This is a genomic window from Streptomyces sp. CC208A (genome assembly GCF_030010625.1).
GTDB lineage: Bacteria > Actinomycetota > Actinomycetes > Streptomycetales > Streptomycetaceae > Streptomyces.
In genome coordinates this window covers 56,281-81,235 of sequence record NZ_JASCXN010000002.1, presented here as the reverse complement: position 1 = coordinate 81,235, position 24,955 = coordinate 56,281, and the positions used below count along the sequence as shown (strand labels likewise).

Sequence of the window (24,955 nt, the reverse complement as noted above, 5' to 3'; positions counted from 1 at the left end):
ACGACTACGCCACCGCGGTGTCCTTGCGGTCGAGCAGTTCGAGCAGCTGAGGGCGGTGAAGTGCGGCGACCGGTTCGAGAAGGTCGGGATGGCGCAGCAGGACGGCGGCCTCGTTCTCGTGATCGCCTGGCGCGGCCAGGCGCCGGAGGCCTTCGACGTCCAGGCCCTGGGAGAGCAGGTGTGCGCGGGCGGTGAGTGCCGGCTCGGCCAGGAATCCGGCGGCCCAGCTCACCACGGTCTCGTCGACCCAGGTCCGCCACAGCGTGTCGGATTCCTCCGAACCGGGAGGTCTGCCGGTGAGGCTGTCGAGGTGGTCGGATCCGCCGGGGCCGAGCAGGTGCAGCAGGTGCACGTCCGTGGCTGTGGGGTAGCGCAGGTGTGCCGCGAGGGTGGTGGCCTGGCGGGCCTGGGCCTCGGCCAGGGCGCGGTTGAGGGCTCCTGGCGGGGGTGGATAGGCGTTCAGGAGCCAGCGGGTGGATGCGGCTATGACGGGGGTGAGGTCGGCGGCCACGGTGATCGGTTCCTCGGGGCGGGGCTCGTCCGTGTGCATCACATGATGTGACTGTGCGAGCCGCTGGTGCGGGGCTGCGCTGCCCCGCGGGTGGCCGACCAGTGTAGGTGGGGTGAGGCGGAGAACGGCATGATGCGCGTCACGCCCGAGCTTCCGACCGGACGGTCCTGAACCACCTCTGCGGGGGCGGCGCGATGCGCCCGCCCCCGCAGAGGTGGTTCAGGACCGTCCGCGGCCGGAAACGAAGTCGCGGGCGCGGTCGACGAGCCCAGCGCCGGGGGCGAGGAGCTTGTTGGCCGGCGGGCTGTCCGGGGCGGAGGGGTGCGGGCGGGTGGGTGCCATCGACTTGGCCCGGCGGACCTTGTCGCCGAGTTCGTCCAACTGCTCTGGGCTGCAGGCTTCGGCGAGTGCGGGGAAGAGGTTGTTCTCCTCGTCCCGGACGTGAGCGGCGACCTCGTCCATGAGCTGCTGGAGCGTGGGGCTCATCCGGGGGTCGGCGGTGTCCATCTTCTCCAGCTGCTTGAGGAGGTTCTCGACCCGGCTGTGATCGTTGATCTCCTTGTCCGCCAGGCGGTCTCCGCCCTCGACGTGTTCGCGTACGGCCGGGTAGAGGTACTCCTCTTCGGCCACGGAATGTCGCACCAGCTCGATGGTGACCTCGTCCACCAGATCCCGCAGGTCCTGCCCGCCGCCGGTCATCTGCTGGAGCCGGCCGAAGAGCTCTTCCACCTCTCGGTGGTCAGCCTTCAATTCGTCGATCACGTTTCCGCCGTGTCCCATGGTCTGTCTGCCTTCCGTCGTGGCAGGGCAACTCCCCGCCTCGCAGACATTGGTTCCACGTCTGGTGCGACGGGCGGGCTTGGTGGACTGTGTCTCACCCGGTCGGCTCCTTGTGCCGGGTGCAGCGCCCGCCGTGCAGCAGGCGGGTGGACCGGCGAACCGGGCTGCGCTTCGCCGCATGTCCCTCCTGGCACCACGCCGCGCGAGCCGCACGCCACGGGGGCCTGGCGCGGGGCTCCGAGATGGCAGCTGAGGCACCGCCTGCAGCAGCCCCCGACCCCCCGGCACCGGTGGGAACGCCGAGTGAGGCTTCCCCTTGATCGTGGACGCCCGGAGACTGGGATCCTGGGGTTCCGGAGGAAGTAGCACCGGGTGGGAAGCAAGCACACGAGGCGGTACGCCGAGGAGTTCAAGCGGGACGCGATCGCGCTCGCGGATTCCTCAGTCAGGACGGTCACCGCGGTTGCCCGGGAACTCGGTATCAGCTCGGAGTCCCTGCGCAGCTGGTACCGCCGGGCCAAGACGGACCGGGGCGAGGGCGAGTCCGGTGAGCTGACCAGCGCCGCGCGCGAGGAGCTCAAGCGGCTACGCAAGGAGGTCCGCGAGCAGCAGCAGGCGATCGAGATCCTGGAAAAGCGACGGCCCTCTTCGTGAAGGAGGGCGACCGGTGAGCGAGCTGTACCGGTTGATCCACGTGGAGAAGGCGAACCACCTGATCGTGCTGCTGTGCCGGGTGCCGCACGTGACCCGCTCCTCCTACTGCGCCTGGCGCGAGGGCGAGGCAGCCTGCGAGGTCGGGTCCGTGACCGCGTAGACGGTCTGGCGGCTGCATCTTCCGGTGGCGAGGTCGGTGCGGTGTCACAGGATGCGTGCGGCCTGGACGGCGCAGGAGGATGCGGTGCCGGAGAAGGTCGAATCCGGCACGTGCGTGCGTCTGCCGCATGATCCTCCTGGTGCGGATGTCGCCGCCTTCGGCGCGGCCGTTGCGGTAAGGCGGGGTGAGGCCGGTGTTCACGGCGGGCCGGTCGTTTTCGAGCCCGTTGGCGAGACTGCGCGGGTGGGGCAGGGCGACGGCGCGGGTGGTGCTGATCCGATCGGTGAGTTTCGTGTCGTTGCCCTCGGCTGGTTTCAGCAGAGCGACGAAATCGCGTATGGGATCGGCGAGTGCGGTCATCTGCGGACAGGCCGCGGCGATCTTCTCCAACAGGGCCGTTTCCTTCGGGCGTAGGTTCTCGGGGTGGGTGAGCGGGAGGCGACCGGCGTGACGCACCGTGGTGACGGGGCGATCACCTTCGGTGCGGCCTGGTTGAGGTAGCGGACCAGCAGGTTTGCGCCGCCGGTGCAGCCCGGTCCTCGGATCCCTTCGAGGAGGTGGGCGACCGGGACGGCTGGTTCTTCGGCACGGCGTCGGCGCAAGTGCTCGCGGTCGTAGGGCTCGAGGAAGGTGGGCCGGTAGGCAGGGGTGAGGCGCGGGGTCTGGGGTTCGGGCACGCGGGCATACCGTTTGACGGTGTTCAGGGCCAGGCCCAACCGGCGAGAGCAGTCGAGCAGGCCGATACCTTGACCGGGGAGATCGTGGATCCTGTTCCAGCGTTCGCGGGTGGTCTGCTCGCGTACTCCGCCGGGGGAGGCGGGTTGATGGCGGCCCAGCAGCCTGCCGCCCTCCGTCATGGCGGCAGCGGGCACCGCGCCGGATGGACGGCCTCCCCGTCAGCCCGGCAGGCGCCGAACGGGCCCTGGCGTGCGACGCCTTCGAACCGGGGCCCGGCCTGCCCGCCGGCCTCACTCCACCGCTCATCGCAGAGATGGCGGTACTCCCCTTCCCCGGCGGGGATCCCCCGGGCCCCAAGAAGGGGCCACGCGGTGAACCCGCCGTCCCGACCGCCGAGTCGGTCTTCGCCCGGGTGACCCGGAGCCTCCGGTCGAAGGCGCCGTCCGCAGCCTGCCGGCGGAAGCGAGCGGAGGCGTGACTCGGGAGCCGTACCGCTCGGGCACGCCCCGCCGGGCCCGGCCCTCCGCACGAGGAGCGTCCAGCCGTCCGCCGCCCCACCCGGACCGGGGCGACGGCTCCACGAAGGGCCGCTCCGCACCGGACGGTTCACGGCGACGTGTCACCCGACCGCGATCCCCGACCGGAGATCGTTCGACGACCGCCAGGGCACCGAGGAGCCCCGGCCGCCGGACGTCCCCGTGCAACTTTCTAGGTCGTACGACCTATACTGGGATGCATGATCACTGAATCGATGGACGAAGTACGCCTGGACCCCTCCGGCCCCGTACTGATCACCGGCGGGTACGGCACCGTGGGGGCCGAGATCGCCCGGATGGTCGCCGCGGACACTCCGGTCCTGCTCACAGGGCGTTCCCCCGACAAGGGCCGGCCCCTGGCGGTTGCCCTCGGGGGCGAGGCACGCACCTGGGACCTGGCGGACCCGACCCCCTTCCGGGCGGACGTACGGGCCGTCATCAGCTCGGTCAACGACCCTGACGACCGAGTGCTGCGCGCGACGGTGGCAGGGGGCGTCCCCTACGTCGACATCACGCGCTGGACGAGCCGGCTGCAACGGGCCACCGCACTCACCGCCCTGCTCCGCCCGGACTCACCCGTCCTGTTCTCCTCCGCCTGGATGGGCGGGGTGAGCAGTCTGGTGGCGGCGGCGCTCGCGGCGGACCTGGGCGGCGCCGAGCGGATCGAGATCGCCGTGCGCTGGGACACGGCCGACCGGGCCGGTGCGGATTCCGTCGAGTTCATGGACCGGCTGGGCGTGGACTTCGAGGTGGTCGAGCGGGGTGCACGCCGGCTCGCCACGCCGCTCACGGACACGCGGACCGTGGGCATCGGCGGTGCGCCGGTACGAGTCGCGCGCATCGACACCCCGGAACAGTTCACCTTCCCCCTGACCCTCGGGGCCACCACGGCGGCCACCCGCATCGGCTTCAGCTCCCCGGCCACGACCCGCGCACTCCTCGCGCTGCGCAGGACGGGGTTCTTCCGCTGGGCGTCCGGTGACCGCTGGACCCCGGTGCGCCGGGCCGTCCTCCACTCGCCCGGCGAGGGCGGCACGGCCCAGGTGCGCGTCGACGTCTCCCACCGGGGGCGCACCCGCACCACGACCGTCACCGACCCCCTCGGACAGCACCACCTGACCGCGGTCGGTGCGGTGCTGGGCCTGCGCCGCGTCCTCGGCACCGACGGCTCCCCCGCCCCCCGAGGACCGGTCTTCCCCGAACAACACCCGTCCCCCGCCCAGGCGATCGACTCCCTGGCGGCCCTCGGCGTCGAGCTCGCCCTCGACGAGGGAACCGACCGGGCCCACGGCGAGGTCGCCTCGTGAGCACCAAGCCGACGCCCAAGGGCAGGCAGCGGCGCACGGCCCTCCTGGACGCGGCCGAGCGCATCCTCGCCTCGTCCGGAGGCTCCGAACTCACACTGCGGGCGGTCGCGGACGAGGCCGGCGTACGACTCGGGCACCTCCAGTACTACTTCCCGTCACGCTCCGCCCTCCTGTCCGCTCTCCTCGACCGCGTCCTCGCCTCCTCACTGGAACGGGTCGCACTCCTCACCGGTCGCCCGGACGGCAACAGCGTCGACGCGCTCCTCGACGGCGTCCTCTCCGACCACGACGACCCGGCTCTCGTAAGGCTGTTCACCGAGGTCTGGGCCATGGCCGCACACGACCCGGAGGCCGCAGCGGCCGTCCGCGCCTTCTACGATCAGTACGCCACCCATGTGGCCGGCTTCCTCCGCGACCACGCCCCCGTGCTGTCCGTGGACACCGCCCGTCGGCGGGCCGAGGTCTTCGTGATGCTCATGGAAGGAGCCTCCCTCTTCCGCTCCGGCGTCGCCGGGCGGCGCAGCGCCGGGACGGACGCCCATCTGCGTCACGTCCTGCTCGCCCTCCTCACGGACGGAGACCGGGACTGAGGCCGTGCGGAGTCCGCGGACTCCGCGCCCCGCGGCCTCGCTCCGACCGGAATCACCCGTGCCGACTCCGTCCGGGCGGCGGTGACCACCGAGCTCGGAGCCGGAATCGAGTTCTCGCCACAGCCATCGCGCATACCGAAGGGCATCATGACGCACGACAACCGAACCCCGACGGCGGTACTCCTGCACGGCTGGCCGGTCACGACCGGTCACTGGCGACACCTGGTTCCAGCCCTTGAGGCAGCCGGTGTCACCACGATCCCCGTCACGCTTCCCGGACTCGGCGTCGCCCCCGCCCCCGACGTGAGCGACTACCGCAAGGCGGCACTTGCGGAACGGGTCCGGACGCGGCTGGCGCGGGAGGGCGTCACCCGCTACGCCGTCGTCGGTCACGACTGGGGCGCGACGGTCGGATACCTCATGGCCGCCGCAGCGCCCGAGTCGGTCAGTGCGCTCGTCGTCGAGGAGGAGATCCTTCCCGGGGTCGACGTCGAGATCCCCCCTGCCGGCCGAAGCCACTATCCGGCTTGGCACGGCCCCTTCAACCGAGCACCCGGCCTCGCCGAGCAGCTCGTACCCGGGCGGGAAGCGGCGTACTACGGCGCCTTCCTGCAACAGAGCGCCGGACCGACCGGCCTCGCCCCGGACGTCCTGCACGCCTACGTCGAGGCGTACAGCGCTCCAGGCGTCCTGGACGCCGGGCTCGCGTACTACCGCACCCGGTCGGAAGACGTCGAGGACATCCGGGCACTCTCCCGGCGGCCGATCTCCACACCCGTCCTGGCGGTCGGAGGCCGGCACGCGATGGGGGTGGCTGTCGCAGAAGGACTGGCCGCCCTCGCGACCGACGTCACCCCGCTCGTCTTCGAACGGTCCGGCCACTACCCGGCAGAGCAGGAACCAGAGCGCGTGAACAATGCCATCGTGCGGTTCCTCCACCAGCACCCCTGAGCCCCGGCGCCGCGCTCAGCGGCGCGTCCGGAGGTGCCTGGCCGACTCCGGAACGCGGCCCCCGCCGGCCCGTCGGAGCGGGCACCACGGCCTCTCCGACCCGGGTGTCCGTGAGGGCCGCGGCGCCCCGGGCCCGGGCTCTTCGGCGAGTCCGTCGAGCCGGTGAGGCAGGAACCGGGACCGCCCCGTGGCGACGGTGTCCCGGTGGAACCAGTACGTGCCGGGGTGGGCGACCGCGAAACGGTGATCGAAGGATCCGCCGAGCCGGGTGTCGCGCCGGGTGAGGCCGGGCACGCCGTCCATGTCGTCGGGCAGGGCGATTCCGTGCCGGTGGACGCTCGCGGGCTCGGGAAGGTGGCCGGCGAGGGTGAGCACGAGGGTGTCGTCGACGGTGACCCGCGTCTCCCGGCCGGGCAGGTCGTCCCCGTACGCCCAGGAGCGGACCGTGTGCCCGCCGCCGGGGTCGAGCGGGGTCTCGGCCTCGGTGAGCCTCGCCTTCCGCTCCGGGCCGGGCCTGCGGAGTGCTTCAGCGGCCCCGGCCTTCTTGCCGTCGGAGGTGGCGCGGTCGGCAGGAGGCGCCATGCCGCCGCCGGAACAGGCGGTGAGCGGGCCGGTGCCGACGGCTGCCAGGGCCGGCACCGAGGACGGTACGACGGGCGCGTCAGCGGGGACCGGCCCGGGCGGCGGGATCACGCGGAACGCGTGCACCAGGCGTACCGGCGCGGCGGCGGTGTCACCGGCGGGAGCCGCCCGCGCGCGGCACGCGCCAGGGGCAGAACCCCGGCACCGAGCGCGGCGAGGCACACGGCCATGCCGCCCGCGCCGTGCGCGGGGTGCGTCCTGCGGGGCCCTCAGGCGACCGTCGTCTTCTCCGCCGACGCGTCGGCGGGTAATGCGCCGCAGCAGTGGCCAGATGCCCTCGCCGGGCCGAGGCCGGGTGCGCGGGGCGGCAGGCAGGAGATGGTCGACCGGTCCCGGGCTTCGGCGAACTCCCGCGGGCCGGCGGCCTTGTGGACGTCGCGGTTGTCCCGGACGAGGACGGTCGGGCCGCCGAGCCGCCGGTGGGCGGCGATCGGCGGGTCCCGGTAGTCGCGCCAGGAGAAGCTCTTGCGCCCGCCGCGCCGGCCGTCGTCCCGGCGCGGCCGGTAGATCAGCCGCGACCTGCGGCCGGGCTCGCGGCAGGTCGGCGCGGCGATCGACATCCGTCCGCGAGAGCGGCCGCGGACCCGCACCACGGGGGTCCGGCCGCGCTGTGACCAGGTCTTCGCCTGTGGCGGCGTCATGGAGTGCCCGGCCTCGTCCTCGAAGACGAGCCAGGCCCCACGGGCCGCCGCGAGCCTTCCACGCAGGGCCACACCTCCCGGACCCACCCGGCGACCATGCGCTTGGACGCTCCCGCGGCGGCCTGAGCACGAAGGTCCATCTCGCCGGCGACGGCCACGCCCGGCCCTTGGCCCTTCACCTCACCGCCGACCAGGCGGGCGACGCCCCGCTTTCGAGACCGTCATGGCCGCCATCCGCGTCCCGCGAAGCGGACCTGGACGACCGGGCACCCGCCCGGACATCGTCCTGGCGGACCGTGCCTGTTCGTCCCGGGCGATCCGGACCCGTCTTCGTCGGCGAAGCATCCGTGCTGTCATTCCCCAACCGTCCGAACGGGTCGGCCACCGTCCACGGCGAGGCCGCGCCCACGGTCGCCCACCGGCGTTCGATGCCGAGGTGTACAAGCAGCGCAACGCGGTCGAGCGATGCATCAACCGGCTCGAACAGTGGCGCGGTCCGGCCCTGCGAACGGGCAAGCTCGCCATCGCCTACCAGACCGCACTCCACGTCGCCGCCATCCTCATCTGGACTCGGCCCTGGGCGGCGAGGAACCTACCCGGGGGCGCTCGCCAGCCATCCGGTGGCGCTCACGACCTCGCGCGCCATGTCGACCACGGTCCGTCCGTCGGTCACCACCCGCACCGTGTCCGGAGGCATCCGCTCATCCAGAATCCGCGCTTTGCGGGCGCTGGCCTCCAACTCCTGCTCCAGCTCCGAGCCCAGTTCCCGGCCGGTCAGCCGCTCACGGGCGGTGGCGTCGGAGGCGGTGAGCACCACCCGCACGATCCTGACATCCGCACCCATGGCTCGCAGGAACATGCCCTCGTTCTCGGCCAGGACGCTCACCGTGTTGGTATAGATCAAGCGGCGGTACCCGAGCTCGGCATAGTTCGACCAGAGCGCCGCCAGATTGCGCTCGGCGATCTTCCTACGGTCCGGGTCCCCCTCCGGTGCGGGATGGGCCTGGCCCATGAAGTCGCCTTCGATCACACAGTGAGAAACCGTCGCAGCACGCAAACGTGCCGAGACCTCCCACCCCACCGTCGTCTTGCCGACGCCGGCACGCCCTCCGATGAGCAATACCTCTGCTTGATCCATGACTGCACCCTGCCACCGAGTGGTCGAGCCGCGCGAACCAGATGTGCACGGATCGGGGAGACAGACCCTAGGGTCTGCCGCCGAAGCACAACTTCCACGGGGCGAGGGCGGATTCGAGCTGAACGCCCAGGTCCATCTTCGACGTGCCCCGGTCCCGTTCCTCGAAGCGGATCGGGACTTCCAGGAGGGTGAAGCCCCGTCTGACGGCACGGTGGTTCATCTCGAACTGGAAGGCGTAGCCGTTGCTGCGCACCGAGTCCAGGTCGATCGCGCGCAGGGTCTCGGCCCGCCACGCCTTGAACCCCGCGGTGGCGTCCTTCAGGCGCAGCCTCAGGATCGTGTTGACGTAGACGTTGGCCCAGGCCGACAGTGCCCTGCGGGACCGGGGCCAGTCGGGGGCGGTCGAGCCGCCGGCCACGTAGCGCGAGCCGATGACGGCGGCGGCGTTCCCGGTCCGCAGGGTGTCGAGCATGGCGGGGATCGCCGAGGGCGGGTGCGACAGGTCGGCGTCCATCTGGACCACGACGTCCGCGCCCTCGTCCAGCGCGCGGGTCATGCCGGCGACGTAGGCGCGACCCAGTCCGTCCTTGGTGACGCGGTGCAGCACGCCGACGGTGTCCGGCGAATCGGCGGCGAGTTTGTCGGCGACCTCGCCGGTGCCGTCGGGCGAGTCGTCGTCGACCACGAGCAGCCGCAGGTTCGGCACCGGCAGCTCCGCGAGCAGACCGGCCAGGACGGGCAGGTTGTCCCGCTCGTTGTAGGTCGGCACGACGACGACGGTCTTCAGGGGTACGGGGGCCATCGGCGGGTTTCCTCGGTCGGCGACGGTTCAGGGGGTGGGCACGCGGTGCCCGTGGGGCGCGGCACGGCCCGTGCGGGCGAGCGGACGGGCCGGGGTGGTGCGGAAGAACGCGAGGATCTGCCGGTTCACCTCCTCCGGCCGCTCCAGGTACCCGTAGTGGCCCGCGTGCCGGACGAGGCGGTGGGTGGCGTGGGGGATGGCGCGGGCCACCTCGGCGACCAGGTGCGGGGGCGTGACCAGGTCGTCGGCGAAGGCGAGGACCAGGCAGGGGGTGGTGATCTCGGCGTAGGCCGCGAGACGGCCGGGGGCCGGGGTGATGGCGAGCTGGTGCCGCAGTCCGGGGCCGGTGGACAGCGACTGCTCGAACACCGACAGCCAGTCGGAGACCGCGACCTCGTCGTCGAGCGTGTGCGGGGACAGGTTCTGGATCGCCTGCAGGGCCGCGTGGTAGCGGGGCGGCAGGCTGATGCCGGAGTCGAGGAGTTCGAGCTCGGCCCTGGCGGCCGCCGCGCGCAGGTGGTCGTCGCGGCCGCGGGTGGCCATCAGGACGGCGGCGGTGGCCAGTTCGGGCCGGGTCAGCAGCAGCTCCTCCACCACGTGCGCGCCGAGCGAGGTCCCCACCAGGCGGCAGGGACCGGCGTCCAGGTGCTCGATGAGCCCGGCCAGGTCGGCCGCGAGATCGGCGACGGTGAACCCCGCCTCGCCGGGGTCGCTGGGGGGCACGCCTCGGGAGTCGTACGTGATCACCCGGTAGCCGGCCTCGACGAGGGCGGGGAGCTGGTGCAGGTGCCACGCCCGGCCGCGCCCGCCCGCGCCCATGACCAGGACGACCGGCTCGCCGGTCCCCGGGCCGTCGGGCGCGACGTCGTCGTAGTGCAGCCGGGTGCCGCCGACGACCGCGACGCCCCTCACGGCGTGGCCATCCGGTCGGCCAGGCTCTTCGGGCGCATGTCGGTCCAGTGCTCCTCGACATACGCGAGGCAGGTGCCGCGTTCCGCGTCGGCGAGCGCGATGTGCCATCCCTCGGGCACGGCGGCGAAGGAGGGCCAGAGCGAGTGCTGGCCCTCGTCGTTGACCAGCACCTTGAAGGTCGCGTCGGTGTCGTCGAACGGGTTGGTCATCTTCTGCTCCTCCTGAAGGGGTGGGATTTTCAGACGAGGGCCTGGCCGGAGACGAGCGTCTCGGCGTAGCCGAAGACATGGCCTCGCCCGACCGAGACCGGCCGCAGCGAGGCGAAGTCCGCGTCGAGCACGTCGAACAGGTCGAGCGTCGCGTCGCCCGACCACACCTCCGAGAACTCGACCCCCGTGACGGTCGAGGTCACAAGCTCGACGGACGGCTTCTCGCCGGGCAGCCAGGCCGGCTGGACCCGGCTGTGCACCAGCGGCACGGTGTGCAGCTCCGGCGGTTCGGCGGCCGGGGCGGTCGCGGTCACCGACGCGTGGACGATCCGGCGGCCGCCCGCCGAGGCGGTGCCGTGGTACGTACCTCCGGCGGAGTCCAGGGGGCCCGCCCTGCCGACGCGCATCGGCCAGGTCTGGTGCACCTCGCCGAACTGCTTCGGCATGCCCTGCACCCAGCCGCGCAGCAGCGGCACGGGCTGGTCGACCCAGGCGTACGGGCAGCGGGCCAGGCGGCGGCCCTGGTACTCGCAGCCGAGCAGGATCAGGAACTCGTTGAACTGGCTGGCCCCCGGGTCGGCCAGCTCGGTGCCCGGCTCCGAGCACCACTGCCAGCGGGCGAAGACCGCGGCGGCCTGCCCCGGGTCGGCGCCGAGGTCGAGCTCGGGCGGCAGGAACCGCGCCGCCGCCTCCGGGTCCACCCGGTAGTCGACCATCACGACCTCGCCGGCGAAGTGCCACGGCGGAGGGGTCAGCGTGGCCGAGGTGCCGGACGGGGAGAGCGGAAGGCTGTAGCCGAGCGGACCGCTGACGACGGAACCGGTCATCGAAGGGACTCCTCGTTTCTCCAGGCGGGGGCGAGCCGTGCGGCCGCCTCCGCCAGACGGTCGGGTGAGTGGAAGCTGTACGCGAGCCGCAGGCGGGTGCCGTCCGTGCTGCCGAAGCGGGAGCCCGGCGCCACCGCGACGCCCGCCCGGTCGGCCGCGGCGAGCAGCGACGCCTCGCTGTGCCCCGGCCGGAAGGCCAGCCAGAGGAAGAAGCCCCCCGCTGGGCTGCTGACGGTGACCGACTCGCCCAGGCCGGCCCGCAGGGCCGCCACGAGCGTGTCGCGCCGCAGCCGGAGCTGCCCGCGCAGCCACGAGAGCCGCCGGTCGTAGCGGCCGTCCCCCAGCAGCATGGTCACGGCAAGGGAGGTCAGGTGGTTGAGCGCTCCGCCGCTGAGCAGTTGTCCACGGCCCGTCAGGGTTCCGACCAGGTCCGGTTCGGCCTGCAGCCAGCCCAGTCGCAGGCCCGGTCCGAGGGTCTTGGAGAACGAGCCGAGCCGGATCACGCCGCGCCCTCCGGCCAGTGCGGCGAGCGGGGGCGGCGGGGCGGAGCCGTCCAGGCCCAGTTCCGCGTACGCGTCGTCCTCCACGATCGGCACGCCGTGCCGGGCGGCGACGGCGAGCAGTTCCCGGCGGCGGGGTTCGCCCGCGACGGTGCCGGTCGGGTTGTGGAAGGTCGGCGTCAGATAGACGAAGGCCACGTCGTCGCCGCGCGAGAGGGCCCGGTCGAGGGCCTCGGGCCGGACGCCCTCGCCGTCGGCGTCCACCTCGTGCGGGCTCAGTCCGTGGTCGGTCATGACGGTGCGGCCCAGGTCGTAGCAGGTGCGTTCGACCAGGACGGAGCGGCCGGGCCGGCCGAGGACGGTGCACAGCAGGGCCAGCGCCTGCGAGGTGCCGGCGGTGACCATGACCTCCTCGGCCGCGCAGCCGTGCCGGGCGGCCAGCAGGGCGCGCAGCGGCTCGGCCCCGGCGTTGGCCCCGTAGCCGAGGGCGGCGGGGCCGAACTCGGTGAGGGCCTCCGCGTAGAGCGGGAGGACCTCGTCGACCGGGAGCAGGCCCGGTTCCAGATAGCCCGGCCCCAGGTCGATGACGCCGGGCGGGGAGACGGCCTGCACCACTCCCGCGCGCCACCACCGGGCGTGCGGGAGCGGGGCGGCCGTCGGGGCCGGACGGACCATCAGCCCTGCGTCCCGGCGGTGTCGAGCAGGGCCGAGCGCAGCACCCGCGCGCCCGCGAGCAGGGTGGAGGGGTTGCGCGAGAGGGCCAGGCGCAGCATCCGCTCGCCCTCGTGCGGCCTCGCCCAGTGGAACTTCTGGCAGGGGAGCACGTAGAGGTTCTGCGAGCGGACCGCCGACCAGACGTCCATGGCGAGGCGGGAGCCGACGTGCAGGCGGTCCACGCTGACCCGGGCGTTCCCGTCGACGAAGCCGATGTCGGGCACGCCGTCCAGGGCGGTGCGGACGAGGGCCCGGTGGTCGGCGATCGTGCGCTGGAGCTCGGCCAGGCCGCCGTCGGCCCCGTCCTCGGCGAACTTCTTCACCATGAGCATGATCAGCGGCGAGGTGCCGAGCAGGATGTCCGAGTGGATCTTCTCGATCGGCAGGTCCACGTTGGCCGAGCGGACCAGCCAGCCGATCTTGAGTTCGAGCGTGGGCCACAGCTTGCCGGTGTCCTCGATGACCACCCAGCGGCAGCCGCTCGCGTCGAGCACGGCGTAGTGGTCGTACTGGGCGGCGGGGTCGAACCCCCGGAAGCAGGTGTCCAGGGCGAGCACCACGCCGTGCTCGGCGCACTGTTCGGCGAGCCTGCGCAGGCGGTCCTCGCTCATCACCCGGCCGGTGGGGTTGTTCGGCGTGGTGATGAAGACGCAGCCGACCTGTTCGAGCAGCTCCGCCGGCAGGTCGTCGTCGTGGGCCTGTTCCTCCTCGACCGGTACGAGCCGCAGGCCGACGCCGCGCAGGATGTCGGGGATGTTGTCGAAGGTGGGGTGGATCAGGGCCACCGCGTCGGACGTGGTGACCAGGGAGCGGGCGAGGATCTCCATGGCCAGCGAGGACGAGTAGCAGCTCAGCGTCCGTCCGGCCGCGGCGGGGTGGCTGTGCTGGCCGAGCATGCCGAAGAACGCGTCGGCGGTCTCCTGTTCGATCTCGTCGACCGGGCGCAGGGCGGCCTCGGCCCACAGGGACGGCAATTCGGCGACGATCTTTCCCTGCGCGGCCGTGAGCTGCTGGCGGGCGTGGCCGTCGGCGAGGTTCATCGGACTGGTGAGGGCGAGGGTCTCGAACTGCGTCAGGTTCTCTGCGGAGACCGCGGGCTGAATTCTGTTCACAAGCACCTCTCAAGGAGTGTCGGGCGAAGCGTGCTTGGAGCCCCGGCGGTGCCGGGACTCACCGGCGTACGGGACGCCGGGATAGGAATCGAGGAGGGACCTCCGTCAGCAGAAGGCGAACTGGATGAGGAGTTGCTCGACATCGTCGATGCGGTCACCGGAAGCCAATCCGGCTTTCCCGACGAAGCGTTTGAGGTAACCGGCCCCCTCGGTGCCGCCGGAGCCGGTCATCTCCGGCAGATAGCGGCGGCCGAATCCGTAGTGCCGGCCGCGCCACACGTGCAGCGGCGCCTCGCTCGCGGCGAACGCCTCGCGTACGTCGGCGTCGTGGGCGCCGGCCGCCGCGTCCCGCAGGGAGGTGAAGGCGCGGAGCAGCGGGCTGGTGATCGGGGCCAGGTGCGCGAAGCGCTCGTAGATCTCGGCCTTCCGGTCGTCGTGGCCGTACACCACCAGTTCCATCAGGTGGTAGTTGAGCGACTGGACCGCGCTGGCGCTGCCGGTCGCGTCCCGGAAACCCATGAAGAGCTCCGGGGTCAGCGTCCGCAGCGCGTGGAAGAGGACGTTCAGGAGTTCGGACGCCGAGGTGAGCTGACGCAGCCGCAGGAGGGCCTCGTCGCGGTCGCGGCCGATGGCCTCGGTGGCGCGGCGGGCGGTCCAGCGGACGAGGAAGAAGCCGATCTCGCAGGCCTGCACGGTGCGCATGAACATGTGCTCGTCGTGCTTGTCCGACCGGCGGAAACCCGAACAGCGGTTGACCACGAGGAGGTCGCGCACCAGGACGTCGTCGTGGTCGGCGAGCCGGACCAGTTCGGCGCTCGTCATGGTGCGGCCCTGGCCGAGGGGGGAGCCGCCCAGGTGGTCGAGGACGGCCTCCAGGCGGCGCACGCGTTCGGCGCCCTCCTCGACCGTGGTCTCGTGCAGTCCGGCCTCGCGCTCCTCCAGGGCGATCAGCTCGCTCACGAGCGCGTGCAGGAGCAGCAGGGCCGCCTCGTACGAGTCCTCCCGCCGGGCGAAGTACCAGCCGGCCACGTGCAGTCCCGTGTACCGGTAGTACTCGGGTATGTCGAGGCGCTTGCTGAAGGGCCGGGTCAGGAGCCGCAGGATCTCGTTCTCCTCGCTCTCCGGTCCGGCCGCGCTCGTGTCGTGGAGCGCGGAGAGCCGGAGGAGCTCGTCCTCGGGCAGCTCGGCGACGGGCGTCGCGTGCAGCCGGGCGGCCAGCTCGGCGCAGACGGCGGGCAGTTCCCGCGAGCGGGGCGGGGCGACGGAGCGTACGGCGCTCATCTCCCGGACCCGCTCTCGGTGGGCCGCCGGCCGATGACCAGGTGCTTGTCGCCGGTGGAGCGCCGGACCGTGCCGTCCGTGAACCCGGCCCCGCGCAACAGTTCCAGGTACTCCGCCGCCGTGCGGTGCCGGCCCTGGGTCTCGACGTGCATGGAGAGGTTCATGACGGCCGTGGCGAGCGGGCCGCCGCGGTCGTCGTCGAAGAGCCGCTCCATGATCAGGACACGGCCGCCGGGGAGGCACGCCTCGTACGCCTTGCGCAGCAGCGCCGCGCAGGTCTCGTCGTCCCAGTCGGACAGGATGTAGCCGAAGGCGAAGCAGTCGCCGGCCGGCAGCGGGTCGCGGAAGAAGTCGCCCGCCGCGAAGTCGAGGCGGTCGCCGAGTCCGTGCTCGGCGGCGCGTGCGGTCAGGTGCGGGCCGACCTGGGGGAGGTCGAAGACGGTCGAGCGGAGCTCGGGGAAGGCCCGGAGGGCGGCCACGGAGAAGGGGCCGCTCGCTCCGCCGACGTCGATCAGCCGGCGGGATTCGCCCAGGTCGGCCAGGGCGGCGAGCTCGTGCGAGACGTGGTGGCTGAGGCCCCACATCGCGTCGAGGAAGCGGCCCACCGACTCCTCGTCGCGGTAGAGGGACTCGAACGGGGCCGGCGCGTCCCGGTCGGTCTCGGCCTTGCCGGCGCGCAGATAGCCGTTCAGCCGCCCGAACTGCTCGGCGGTGTCGCCGAGCAGGTGGTCGACGAAGCCCATCAGGAAGCGGGGGTCCTCGCGGTCGACGTAGGGCCGCACGCCCGCGGCGAGCCCGTAGCGCCCTCCTTCCGCGTCGAGGACGCCGAAGGAGGCCAGCACCAGCAGGAGCCGCTCCAGGGTGTCCTCGTCGACGGCCAGGGCGGCCGCGATCTTCTCGGCGCTGTCGCCGCTGTGCCGCGTCAGGTGCTCGAACACGCCGTGCCTGTCCGCGACGTGCAGGGCGTGGGTGGCATACATTCCGTAGACGGCGCGTTCCAGATTCGCAGGAATCATTGTTTTCGCTGCCCATCGATGCAAGGGAATTGTCAAGCTTTATCGGGCTCGATTTGTGCCCCATGACCCGGCGGTGAGAAATCCCCGGGGCGTCGACAAGTATTTCGGCGGGCGCGACGGATCGGCCATCTTGTTGCCCGCAGAGTGAAACCCCCAGCTCGGGGCCGCCCCGAGGCCCGCGCTCCGGCCGTGGCGCGCCGCCCGGGGCGCCACGGCGGGCCTCCTCGCCGCAGGGCCCGCCCGCCGGCCGACCGTGAACAGCGGTCGGCCAGCCCATGAACAGCTGTGCGACGGGCGTCGGGATCCGGCCGGGCGGCCGCACGGGGAGGCGACGGCCGAAGAGGGGACCGCAGGTGGGGGGCCGTGCGCGCGGGCCGTGGCGGAAGGCGCGAAATCGTATTGCCCTCGCATCCGAGTTGATCGGCGAGGGCGCCGAACGCTACCGTTCCGGCAAATAGGGAAAGGGGTGTGCGGTGACTGGCGGGTACGCGCTCTTATTGGAATCCGTGACAAAAACCTACGGCTCCGGCCGTAATGCGGTCACAGCCCTTGACGGCGTCACGATGGGCGTGCCGCGCGGGACGTTCCTCGCGGTCATGGGCCCCTCCGGCTCGGGCAAGAGCACCTTCCTGCACTGTTCGGCGGGGCTCGACAAGCCCACGGAGGGCGGGGTGGTCCTCGGCGACGTCCGGCTGGCCGGCCTGGACGAGGAGCGGCTCACCGAGATCCGCAGGGAGCGGGTCGGGTTCGTCTTCCAGTCGTACAACCTGCTCGACTCGCTCACCGTCGCCGACAACGTGGGCCTGCCGTTCCGGCTGGCCGGCGCCCCGGTCCCCACCGACCAGGTGCGCGCCGAACTGGCGAACGTCGGCCTCGCCGACATGGGCGACCGCTACCCCGGGCAGCTCTCCGGCGGCCAGCGGCAGCGCGTGGCCATCGCCCGCGCCCTCATCACGAGACCCGACGTGATCTTCGCCGACGAGCCGACGGGCGCGCTCGACACCCGTACCGGCAAGCAGGTCCTGGAGCTCCTGCGGGGGGTCGTCGACCGGACCGGGCAGACCGTGGTGATGGTGACCCACGACCCGGTCGCCGCCTCGCACGCGGACTCGGTGACCTTCCTGGCCGACGGCCGGCTCGCCGGTGAGCTCGTCCGGCCGACGCCGGAGCAGGTGGCCGACCGGATGACCAGGCTCGGTGACGGGTGAGCCGCGAGTACGGGACCACGGCGGCGGACCGGCCGGCGGCCCCGGCGACGGCCCTGACGACGCGGGAGACCCGGAAGACGAAGAAGAAGGTCCGTACGCTCTCGCGCCAGAACCTCTCCCTCGCCTGGAGCACGATCCGCGGCCGCAAGGGCGGCTTCGCCGCGGTCCTCGTCGCCGTCGCGGTCGGTTCCGCCGTGATCACCGCCTGCGGCGTGCTCCTGGAGACCGGCATCCGCTCGGGAGTCCCGGCCGAGCGGTACCACCGGGCGGCCGTCGTCGTCGGCGGCCACCAGGCCATGCCCGTCGAGGGCGACACGGACCCGCGGCTCTCCGAACGGGTCAGGCTGCCCGCCGGCACGGTCGGGAAGGTCGCCGCGGTCGAGGGCGTGGAGTCCGCGGTCGGGGACGTCAGCGTCCGCACGACCGTCCTCAAGGGCGGCTCCGTCCTCGACGGTCCGCCCGTGTACGGGCACGGCTGGTCCGCCTCCGTGCTCGCGCCGTTCACGGTGCGCGCCGGCACCCCGCCGGGCGCGGCCGAGGACGTCGTCCTCGACGAGGGCCTCGCCCGGCGGCTCGGAGCCTCCCCGGGAGACGCGGTCACGCTCGTGACGGGCTCGGAACCGGCGTCGTACCGGGTCAGCGGCGTCGCCGCGCCCGCCGCCCCGTTCCACCGCCAGTCCGCGGTCTTCTTCACCGACGACCGGGCGGCGCGGCTCCACGGCACGCCCGGCACGGTGGACGCGGTCGGTGTGCTGGCCGCGCCGGGGACCGATCCGGGCGAGCTCGCCGAGCGGATCGAGAAAGCCGTGCCCGGCGTGGTCACGTACACGGGCGACGACCGCAGCGACGCCGAGACGCTCGACGTCGGGCAGATGCGGGCGTTCGTCATCGAGGTGGCCAGCGCCTTCGGTGCCACCATGATCCTGCTGGTGATCATCGTGGTCGCCGGCACGCTGGCCCTCTCGGTGCAGCAGCGCCGCCGCGAACTGGCCCTGCTGCGGGCCGTCGGCGCCACCCCCCGGCAGGTGCTCCGCATGATCGGCGGCGAGGCCGTGCTCGTCGGCGGGATCGGTGCCGTGCTCGGCGCCGTCCCCGGCGTCCTGCTCGCCCTGCTGCTGCACACCGTGTTCACCGCGGCCGGCGCGCTGCCGCCCGGGTTCTCGCTGGTGATCACGGTGCTGCCGGTGCTGTTCGCCCTGCTGGTCTGCGTCCTCGCGGCCCGGATCGGCGGCTGGCTCGCGGCCCGGCGCGCCGCGAAGGTCAGTCCCGTCGAGGCGCTCGGCGACGTGGCCGTGGAGCCGAGGAAGCTCGGCTGGTTCCGCCTCTCGCTCGGTGTGCTGCTCGTGCCCGCGGGCCTGGCCGTCGCGGTCGTGCTGCCGATCGTGCTGCCCGGCGAGGCGGCGATCGAGGGCGCCGCCAGCTCCGCCCTGATCCTGGTGATCGCGGTCGGCCTGCTCGGGCCGAAGCTGTTCGGCGGCATCGCGGCCCTGCTCGGCCGACGGCCCGGCGGCGTCACCCGCTTCCTCGCCATCGCCAACTCCCGGGCCCGGGCCCGCCGGCTCAGCGCCGCCACCACCCCGCTGATCATGGGCGTGACCATGGCGTCCGCCCAGCTCTTCAGCGGGACGACGCTCGCCGCGACCGCGCAGGACCAGGCCGCCGCCGGGGTGATCGCCGACCACGTGGTGACCTCCGTCGGCGCGGGCATCTCACCGGGACTGGCCGGGGAGCTCCGGGACGTCCCCGGCGTCCGCACGGTCGGCCCGGTCGTCCGTACCTCGGCGATCCTCACCTGGCCCGACGACGGGGACGGCATCCAGTACCGGATCTCCACGGCGCAGGGCGTCGACCCCGCCGCCGTACCGGACACCCTGGACCTGGGTCTGCTGCGCGGCGACCTGAACCGTCTCACCGGCTCCACGGTCGCCCTCAGCCGTCTCGTCGCCGGCACCGTCGGCGTCGACGTGGGCGGCAGCGTCGACGTGCACCTCGGCGACGGCACCGTCGAGAAGGCGACGGTGGTCGCGGTCTACGAGAACGGTCTCGGCTTCGGCGACGTCACCCTCCCCCACGACGTGGTGATCGCGCACACCACCGACCACCTCGACCAGTGGCTGATGGTGAACACCGACCGCGAGGCGGAGTTGAGCGCGGCGCTCAAGGCGTACCCCACCCTGCGGCTGCGGGACGCCGAGGCGCTCACCGCCGCGCCGACCGACGACGGGGGCGGCGGGATCAGCCTCGTGCTCAACGCCGTCCTGCTCGGCTATCTCGCCATCGCCGTCGTCAACACCCTGGTCATGGCGACGATCTCACGGCGCCGCGAGTTCGCCCTGCTGCGTCTGGTCGGCACCCGCACCGACCAGGTCAGGTCGATGATGCGCCGGGAGGCGGGCATCGTCGTCCTCTCCGCCGTCGTCGTCGGCACGCTCGCCGCGCTGCCCTCGCTGATCGGGATGAGCTACGCGATCCGCGAGTCCGTGTTCCCGTCCATCCCGCCCCTGATGTACCTCGGCATCGTGGGCGCCGCCGCCGCGATCGCCTGGCCCGCCGTGATGCTGCCGGCCAGGCTGGCGCTGCGGCCCCCGGCCGTGGAGGCGATCGCCAGGGCCGAGTGACGGGCGGCCGTCGGCACGGGTGAGGCGCGGCTCCGGCCGCGTCTCACCCGTTTCGCGGGCCGCCGCCCGCGTCTCACCCATTTCCGGGCCCGCCGCCCGCGCCTCGCCTGTGTCACGTCCCCGCCGCCCGCCCCGTACCGAGCGGGCAGTTTCCTCACCGTTCAAGAACGTGGAGCCGGTACGGCTCCGCGGGCCAAGCTCGACCGTCGACAGATCCGCGCGCCACGCGTGTCCCCAGTGGAGGCCGAGCATGTCCCACGATCCTGCCCACGCACCGGTCGGCCCGGAGAGCCGGGCCGTCCACCACCTCGTCGCCGCACACGCCCGGCGGGAGCCCGGCGCGCCCGCGGTCGTCGATGCCGGTACCACCCTCACGTACCGCGAGCTGGACGAGCGCGCCAACCACCTGGCCCACCGCCTCGTCGCCGCCGGGGTGGCCGCCGAGTCGCGGGTCGGTCTGCTGACGGGCCGTTCGGGCCACACGCCGGAGACCGTCGTCGCCCTGCTCGCCGTGCTCAAGGCGGGCGGTGTCTACGTGCCGTTGCACGAGAGCTATCCCGACGAGCGGGTCCGCCGGCTCCTCGCCGAGTCCGGCGCGGTCGTCCTGATGGCCGACCGGTCGACCGAGGGCCGGGCGGCGGTCGCGGGGCCGCCCGTACTCCTCGTGGACGACGCGGAGCCGGGCCGGCGCCCCGACGCCCCGCGCGTCACCGTCGACGAGGAGCAACTCGCGTACGTCATCCACACCTCGGGCTCCACCGGCCTGCCCAAGGGCGTGTCCATCACCCACCGCAACATCACCGCGCTGGCCCGGGAACCCCGGGTGCGCGCCGCGTTCGGCCGGTGCGCGCTGTTCAACGCGCCGCTCGCCTTCGACGCCTCCACCTACGAGGTCTGGCTGCCGCTGCTCAACGGCGGCCGTGTGGTCATAGGGCCCGCGGAGCTGACCGCTCCCGCGCTGGCCGGGCTCGTCGCCGAGCACCGCCCCGACGCGCTCTTCCTGACCGCCGCGCTGTTCCGGCTCTTCGCCGAGGAGCAGCCCGACTGCTACGCGGGGCTGCGCGAGGTGTGGACCGGCGGCGAGGTCCCGTCGGAGAGCGCCGTCGAGCGGGTGCGCCGCGCCTGCCCGGACACCGCCCTCGTCAACGTGTACGGTCCGACCGAGTGCACGGTCTTCGCCACCGCGCACCGGATGACGCCGGACGAGAAGCGCGGCGGGGTGACGGTGATCGGCACGGCCCTCGACGACACCGAGGCGTACGTGCTCGACGAGCGGCTGCGGGCCGTCGGCGCGGGCGGCACCGGCGAGCTGTACCTGGGCGGTGAGGGCACGGGCCGCGGCTACTCCGGCCGCCCCGCGCTGACCGCCGAGCGGTTCGTGGCCCATCCGTTCGTGCCCGGCGGCCGCCTGTACCGCACCGGCGACCGGGTACGGCTGACCGAGGGCGGGCTCGTCGAGTTCCTCGGCCGCGTCGACCACCAGGTCAAGATCCGTGGTTTCCGGATCGAGCTGGGCGAGATCGAGGCCGCGCTGCGCGACTGCCCCGGCGTCACCGACGCCGTCGCCGTGGTGCGGGAGAACGGCCCGGCCCGCGGCATCCTCGCCTACCCGACGGGGCCGAGGCCGCTCCCCGAGCGCGAACTCCTCGACCGGCTGGCCGCGCGCCTGCCGGGCTACATGGTGCCCGCGCGCGTCGTCTGGACCGAGCGGCTTCCGGTCAACGCCAACGGCAAGGTCGATCGCACCGCGCTGCCCGAGCCCCCGGCCGACGGCGCCGGGGCGTACCTCGCGCCGCGCACCGCCACCGAGCGCGAGCTCGCCGTGCTCTGGGCCGAGACGCTCGGTGTCGAACGGGTCGGCGCACGCGACGACTTCTTCGCCCTGGGCGGCGACTCCGTACTGACCATGAAGCTCGTCGCGCGGGCGCGGGCCAGGGGGCTCGTCCTGAGCACGGCCGACGTCTTCGCCCACCCGACGGTCGAGGCGATGGCCGGTGCCGCGACCCGGCTCGACGAGGCACCCGCGTCCCCCGCGGCACCCGACGGCACGCGGCGGGCGGACAGCTACCCCCTGACCCCCCTGCAGAGCGGCATGCTCTTCGACGCGCTCATGCTCGACGACCCGGCGCTGCACCTGATCCAGTTCGTCGTCCGGCTCGGCGACGTCACCGACCCCGGCCGCCTCGGCCGGGCCTGGCAGGAGGCCACCGAGCGGCACGAGGTGCTGCGCACCGAACTCCGCTGGGCCGACGTCGAGGAGCCCGTCCAGCACGTCAGGGAGAAGGTCACGCTGCCGGTGACCCACCTCGACTGGAGCGCCGTGCCCGAGGCGGAGCACCCGGCGCGGCTGCGGGAGCTGCTCGACGCCGACCGTGCCGCCGGAATCGACCTCACCCGGGCGCCGCTGAGCCGGGTCACGGTCGTGCGGCTCGGCCCGGACTCCGTTCAGCTCGTCTGGACGATGCACCACGTGGTCACCGACGGGTGGAGCTCGGCGGAGCTGCTGCAGGACGTGCTCGACGGGTACCGCGGCGAGCCGGTGCGGACGCGGCCGCCCTTCCAGGACTTCGTGCGCTGGCTCGCGGAGCAGGACCTGGACGCGGCCGACGCCTACTGGCGCGACCGGATGGCCGGCTTCACGAGTCCGGTGGCCGTGCCCGGCGACCGGCAGCCGCCCGAGGGCCACCGGCCCGCGGCCAGGCGGTCGGTGCGGGTGACCGTGCCGGCGGAGACCGCCGCACGGGTCTCGGCGTACGCACGGCGCACCGGACTCACCGTCAACACCCTGGTCCAGGGGGCCTGGGCCGTCCTCCTGGCCCGGCTGAGCGGCGAGCGGGACGTCTGCTTCGCCACGAGCGCGGCGGTGCGTCCCGCGCAGCTGCCCGGGGTCGAGTCGATGGTCGGCATGATGATCAACACGCAGCCCGTCCGGGTCCTGGCGGACGACGACCGGCCGGTCCTGCCCTGGCTGGAGGAGTTGCAGCGCGAGCTGGCCACGGCGCGCGAGTTCGGTTACGCCCCGCTCGGCCGGGTGCAGTCCTTCGCCGACGTGGAGCCCGGGGCCGCGCTGTTCCACACCGCCGTCGTGTTCCAGAACTATCCGTTCGACCGGACCGCGGTCCAGGCGTTCGACGTCGAGTTCGCCACCAACTACCCGCTCGCGCTGAGTGTGTTCCCCGACGAGTCCCTGGTCATGCGGCTGCTCTACGACGAGACGGTCTTCGAACCGGGCACCGTGGAACGGGTCGCCGCACGGCTGATCACGGTCCTCGACGGGCTGGTCGACCCCGCCGCGCCGAGCGTCGGCGACGTGACGGCGCTGACCGGCGCCGAGCGGGAACTCGTCCTCGGCGCGTGGGGCACGGCCCCGCCCGCCGCGTACTCCGTCGAGCGGCGCATGCATCACCTCATCAGCGAACGCGCCGCCCGGTGGCCGGACGCCGTCGCGATCGAGCGCGGCGAGCACCGGCTCACCTACGCGGAGGTCGAGGAGCGCTCCAACCGGCTCGCCCACCACCTGACCGGCCTCGGCGTCGGCGCGGACGTGATCGTCGGGGTGTCCGTCGAGCGGGGCCCCGATCTGGTCGTCGGCGTCCTCGGTGTGCTCAAGGCCGGCGGCGCGTACGTGCCGATCGACCCCGACCACCCCGTCGCGCGCACCGCCGCGATCCTGGAGGAGGCGCGTCCGGCGGTGGTGCTCACCCACGCCCGCCACGCCGACGTGTTCGCGGGCACCGCGACCCCCCTCGTCCTGCTCGACGAGGACTGGCCCGCCATCGCCGCCCGGCCGGCGACCGCCCCGCCCGACCACGGCAGCCCCCGCGACCTCATGTACATCGTCTACACCTCGGGCTCCACCGGGCGGCCCAAGGGCACCATGATCGAGCACCGGTCCATGGTCAACACTGTGGAAACGTTCATCCCCCTGCACGTGCGCCCCGGCGCCCGGACCTACCAGCTCACCCCCATGAGCTTCGACGCCGCCTCGCTCGTCCTCCTGAGCTCGCTCGCGGGCGGCGCCACGCTGGTCGCCCCCAGGACCGCCGGGACGTACAGCGGCGCCGAACTCATCGAGCAGATGCGCGAGGCCGACGTCCACGCCGTCACCGGGCCGCCGACCGTCCTTCCGGTGCTCGACCCGGAGGCGCTGCCGCGCCTCGAATCCATCAACACCGGCGGCGAGGTCCTGACCCCGGACGTCGCGGCCGCCTGGTCGCCCGGCCGCCGCCTGCTCAACGGGTACGGGCCCAGCGAATGCGCGGTCGCCGCCACGCTGTTCCCGGTGGAGCCCGGCGTCCGGTACGACAACGTCCCGATCGGCAGGCCGATCCCCCACACCAGCGTCCGCGTCCTCGACGACCGGCTGCGCCCCGTGCCGCCGGGCGTCACGGGCGAGCTCTACCTGGGCGGCGTCGGCGTGGGCCGCGGCTACGTCGGGCGTCCCGGCCTGACGGCGGAGCGCTTCGTGGCCGACCCGTTCGGCCGGCCGGGCGCCCGGCTGTACCGCACCGGCGACCTGGTCCGCTGGAACCCGGACGGCCTTCTGGAGTTCGCCGGCCGGGCGGACGACCAGGTCAAGATCCGGGGCTTCCGGGTGGAACCGCGCGAGGTCGAGAACGTACTGCTGCGGCACGAGGCGGTGGCCGAGGCCGCGGTCGTGGTGCGGTCCGACGAGGCCGGCAAGCGGCTCGTCGCGTACGTGGTGCCGCGCGGCGGCGTGCCGTCCGCGGAGGAGCTGCGCGACCACGTCGCCCGCCACGTCCCCGCGTACATGGTCCCGGCGGCCGTGGTGCCGCTGACCGTGCTGCCGGTCACCCGCAACGGCAAGCTCGACCGGGCGGCGCTGCCCGAGGTGGGGCTCCGCCCGGCCGAGGAGTCGTACGTGGCGCCGGACGGCCCGACCGAGGAGGCCCTCTGCCGGATCTGGGGCGAGGTCCTCGCGGTGCCCCGGGTGGGCGCGCACGACGGCTTCGTGGCCCTCGGCGGCGACTCGATCAACGCGATCCGCCTGGCCGTCCGCATGCGCGCGGCGTTCGGCGTACCGATCTCCCCGAGGGACCTGTTCGAGCACCGCCATGTGCGGGACCTCGCCGGAACGGTCCAGGAGCGCGTCCTCGCGAGCCTGACCGCCGTCCCCGGTCCCGAAGTGCCCGGCCGGATCTGACCCA

The 24,955-nt window shown here is 73.3% G+C and carries 20 protein-coding genes and 3 pseudogenes; 9 read left to right on the top strand and 14 right to left on the bottom strand.

The genetic code is table 11. The features are described 5' to 3' along the window. Positions 1–4: 4 nt before the first annotated feature. Positions 5–550: a hypothetical protein gene (locus QK442_RS02605; RefSeq protein WP_349239628.1), complete on the bottom strand. Its 546-nt coding sequence runs from the start codon at positions 548–550 to the stop codon at positions 5–7. 180 nt (positions 551–730) lie between these two features. Beyond that, complete coding sequence (locus QK442_RS02600; protein WP_282692118.1) at positions 731–1,291, bottom strand: hemerythrin domain-containing protein; 561 nt, start codon at positions 1,289–1,291, stop codon at positions 731–733. Between the two features lie 372 nt (positions 1,292–1,663). Between QK442_RS02600 and QK442_RS02595 the strand changes: the two genes are divergently transcribed. Together QK442_RS02595 and QK442_RS02590 are read left to right on the top strand one after the other, a co-directional pair. Then, on the top strand, positions 1,664–1,945 hold the full coding sequence (locus tag QK442_RS02595; RefSeq protein ID WP_282692117.1) for a transposase: 282 nt from the start codon (positions 1,664–1,666) through the stop codon (positions 1,943–1,945). 13 nt (positions 1,946–1,958) lie between these two features. Next, on the top strand, positions 1,959–2,105 hold the full coding sequence (locus tag QK442_RS02590) for a hypothetical protein (RefSeq protein ID WP_282692116.1): 147 nt from the start codon (positions 1,959–1,961) through the stop codon (positions 2,103–2,105). Between the two features lie 72 nt (positions 2,106–2,177). Here the strand turns inward: QK442_RS02590 and QK442_RS02585 are convergent. Then, positions 2,178–2,949, bottom strand: a pseudogene (locus QK442_RS02585) (ISL3 family transposase); the annotation flags it as partial. Positions 2,950–3,534: 585 nt separating this feature from the next. Here QK442_RS02585 and QK442_RS02580 point away from each other — a divergent pair. The 3 genes from QK442_RS02580 (at position 3,535) to QK442_RS02570 (ending at position 6,167) form a co-directional block, all read left to right on the top strand. Further along, positions 3,535–4,626 carry a saccharopine dehydrogenase gene (locus tag QK442_RS02580; protein ID WP_282692448.1) on the top strand — a complete coding sequence of 364 codons (1,092 nt, stop codon included), beginning with the start codon at positions 3,535–3,537 and terminating at the stop codon, positions 4,624–4,626. Next, a complete protein-coding gene (locus tag QK442_RS02575; protein WP_282692115.1) occupies positions 4,623–5,216 on the top strand; it encodes a TetR/AcrR family transcriptional regulator in 594 nt (197 codons plus the stop codon). Before QK442_RS02580 ends, QK442_RS02575 begins: the two co-directional genes overlap by 4 nt. Before the next feature lie 147 nt (positions 5,217–5,363). Further along, on the top strand, positions 5,364–6,167 hold the full coding sequence (locus QK442_RS02570) for an alpha/beta hydrolase (RefSeq protein WP_282692114.1): 804 nt from the start codon (positions 5,364–5,366) through the stop codon (positions 6,165–6,167). Positions 6,168–6,182: 15 nt separating this feature from the next. Here the strand turns inward: QK442_RS02570 and QK442_RS02565 are convergent, their stop codons facing one another. Continuing rightward, positions 6,183–6,860 carry a multicopper oxidase domain-containing protein gene (locus QK442_RS02565; protein ID WP_349239630.1) on the bottom strand — a complete coding sequence of 226 codons (678 nt, stop codon included), beginning with the start codon at positions 6,858–6,860 and terminating at the stop codon, positions 6,183–6,185. A gap of 201 nt (positions 6,861–7,061) precedes the next feature. Beyond that, positions 7,062–7,450: pseudogene (locus QK442_RS02560) on the bottom strand (transposase); the annotation flags it as partial. Between the two features lie 92 nt (positions 7,451–7,542). Here QK442_RS02560 and QK442_RS02555 point away from each other — a divergent pair. Then, positions 7,543–8,027: pseudogene (locus tag QK442_RS02555) on the top strand (IS5 family transposase); the annotation flags it as partial. 15 nt (positions 8,028–8,042) lie between these two features. On the opposite strand, the gene QK442_RS02550 reads toward QK442_RS02555, so the two are convergent. From QK442_RS02550 to QK442_RS02510, 9 genes are all read right to left on the bottom strand, one after another. Beyond that, the gene (locus QK442_RS02550; protein ID WP_282692113.1) at positions 8,043–8,588 is read right to left on the bottom strand and encodes an AAA family ATPase; all 546 of its coding nucleotides are present in this window, start codon (positions 8,586–8,588) and stop codon (positions 8,043–8,045) included. 67 nt (positions 8,589–8,655) lie between these two features. Then, a complete protein-coding gene (locus QK442_RS02545) occupies positions 8,656–9,390 on the bottom strand; it encodes a polyprenol monophosphomannose synthase (RefSeq protein WP_282692112.1) in 735 nt (244 codons plus the stop codon). A 27-nt stretch (positions 9,391–9,417) separates the two neighbouring features. Further along, positions 9,418–10,302 carry an alpha/beta fold hydrolase gene (locus tag QK442_RS02540; RefSeq protein ID WP_282692111.1) on the bottom strand — a complete coding sequence of 295 codons (885 nt, stop codon included), beginning with the start codon at positions 10,300–10,302 and terminating at the stop codon, positions 9,418–9,420. Next, entirely contained in the window at positions 10,299–10,511 is a 213-nt protein-coding gene (locus QK442_RS02535) for an MbtH family protein (protein ID WP_282692110.1), read from the bottom strand. Before QK442_RS02535 ends, QK442_RS02540 begins: the two co-directional genes overlap by 4 nt. Positions 10,512–10,540: 29 nt before the next feature. Next, positions 10,541–11,338, bottom strand: a complete 798-nt coding sequence (gene mppR, locus QK442_RS02530) for an enduracididine biosynthesis enzyme MppR (protein ID WP_282692109.1) — start codon at positions 11,336–11,338, stop codon at positions 10,541–10,543. Next, positions 11,335–12,513: an aminotransferase class I/II-fold pyridoxal phosphate-dependent enzyme gene (locus tag QK442_RS02525; RefSeq protein ID WP_282692108.1), complete on the bottom strand. Its 1,179-nt coding sequence runs from the start codon at positions 12,511–12,513 to the stop codon at positions 11,335–11,337. Before QK442_RS02525 ends, mppR begins: the two co-directional genes overlap by 4 nt. Beyond that, complete coding sequence (gene mppP / locus QK442_RS02520) at positions 12,513–13,664, bottom strand: enduracididine biosynthesis enzyme MppP (RefSeq protein ID WP_282692107.1); 1,152 nt, start codon at positions 13,662–13,664, stop codon at positions 12,513–12,515. The genes QK442_RS02525 and mppP overlap by 1 nt, the downstream gene beginning before the upstream one ends. A gap of 105 nt (positions 13,665–13,769) precedes the next feature. After that, positions 13,770–14,945, bottom strand: coding sequence for a tryptophan 2,3-dioxygenase family protein (locus QK442_RS02515; protein ID WP_282692106.1), 1,176 nt, complete (start codon positions 14,943–14,945; stop codon positions 13,770–13,772). Then, on the bottom strand, positions 14,942–15,961 hold the full coding sequence (locus QK442_RS02510; RefSeq protein WP_282692105.1) for a methyltransferase: 1,020 nt from the start codon (positions 15,959–15,961) through the stop codon (positions 14,942–14,944). The genes QK442_RS02515 and QK442_RS02510 overlap by 4 nt, the downstream gene beginning before the upstream one ends. Positions 15,962–16,434: 473 nt before the next feature. On the opposite strand from QK442_RS02510, the gene QK442_RS02505 reads away from it, so the two are divergent. The 3 genes from QK442_RS02505 (at position 16,435) to QK442_RS02495 (ending at position 24,951) form a co-directional block, all read left to right on the top strand. Then, positions 16,435–17,169: an ABC transporter ATP-binding protein gene (locus QK442_RS02505; RefSeq protein WP_282692104.1), complete on the top strand. Its 735-nt coding sequence runs from the start codon at positions 16,435–16,437 to the stop codon at positions 17,167–17,169. Beyond that, positions 17,166–19,787, top strand: coding sequence for an ABC transporter permease (locus QK442_RS02500; protein ID WP_282692103.1), 2,622 nt, complete (start codon positions 17,166–17,168; stop codon positions 19,785–19,787). The genes QK442_RS02505 and QK442_RS02500 overlap by 4 nt, the downstream gene beginning before the upstream one ends. 250 nt (positions 19,788–20,037) lie before the next feature. Further along, positions 20,038–24,951: a non-ribosomal peptide synthetase gene (locus tag QK442_RS02495; RefSeq protein ID WP_282692102.1), complete on the top strand. Its 4,914-nt coding sequence runs from the start codon at positions 20,038–20,040 to the stop codon at positions 24,949–24,951. The last annotated feature ends 4 nt before the right edge of the window (positions 24,952–24,955 follow it).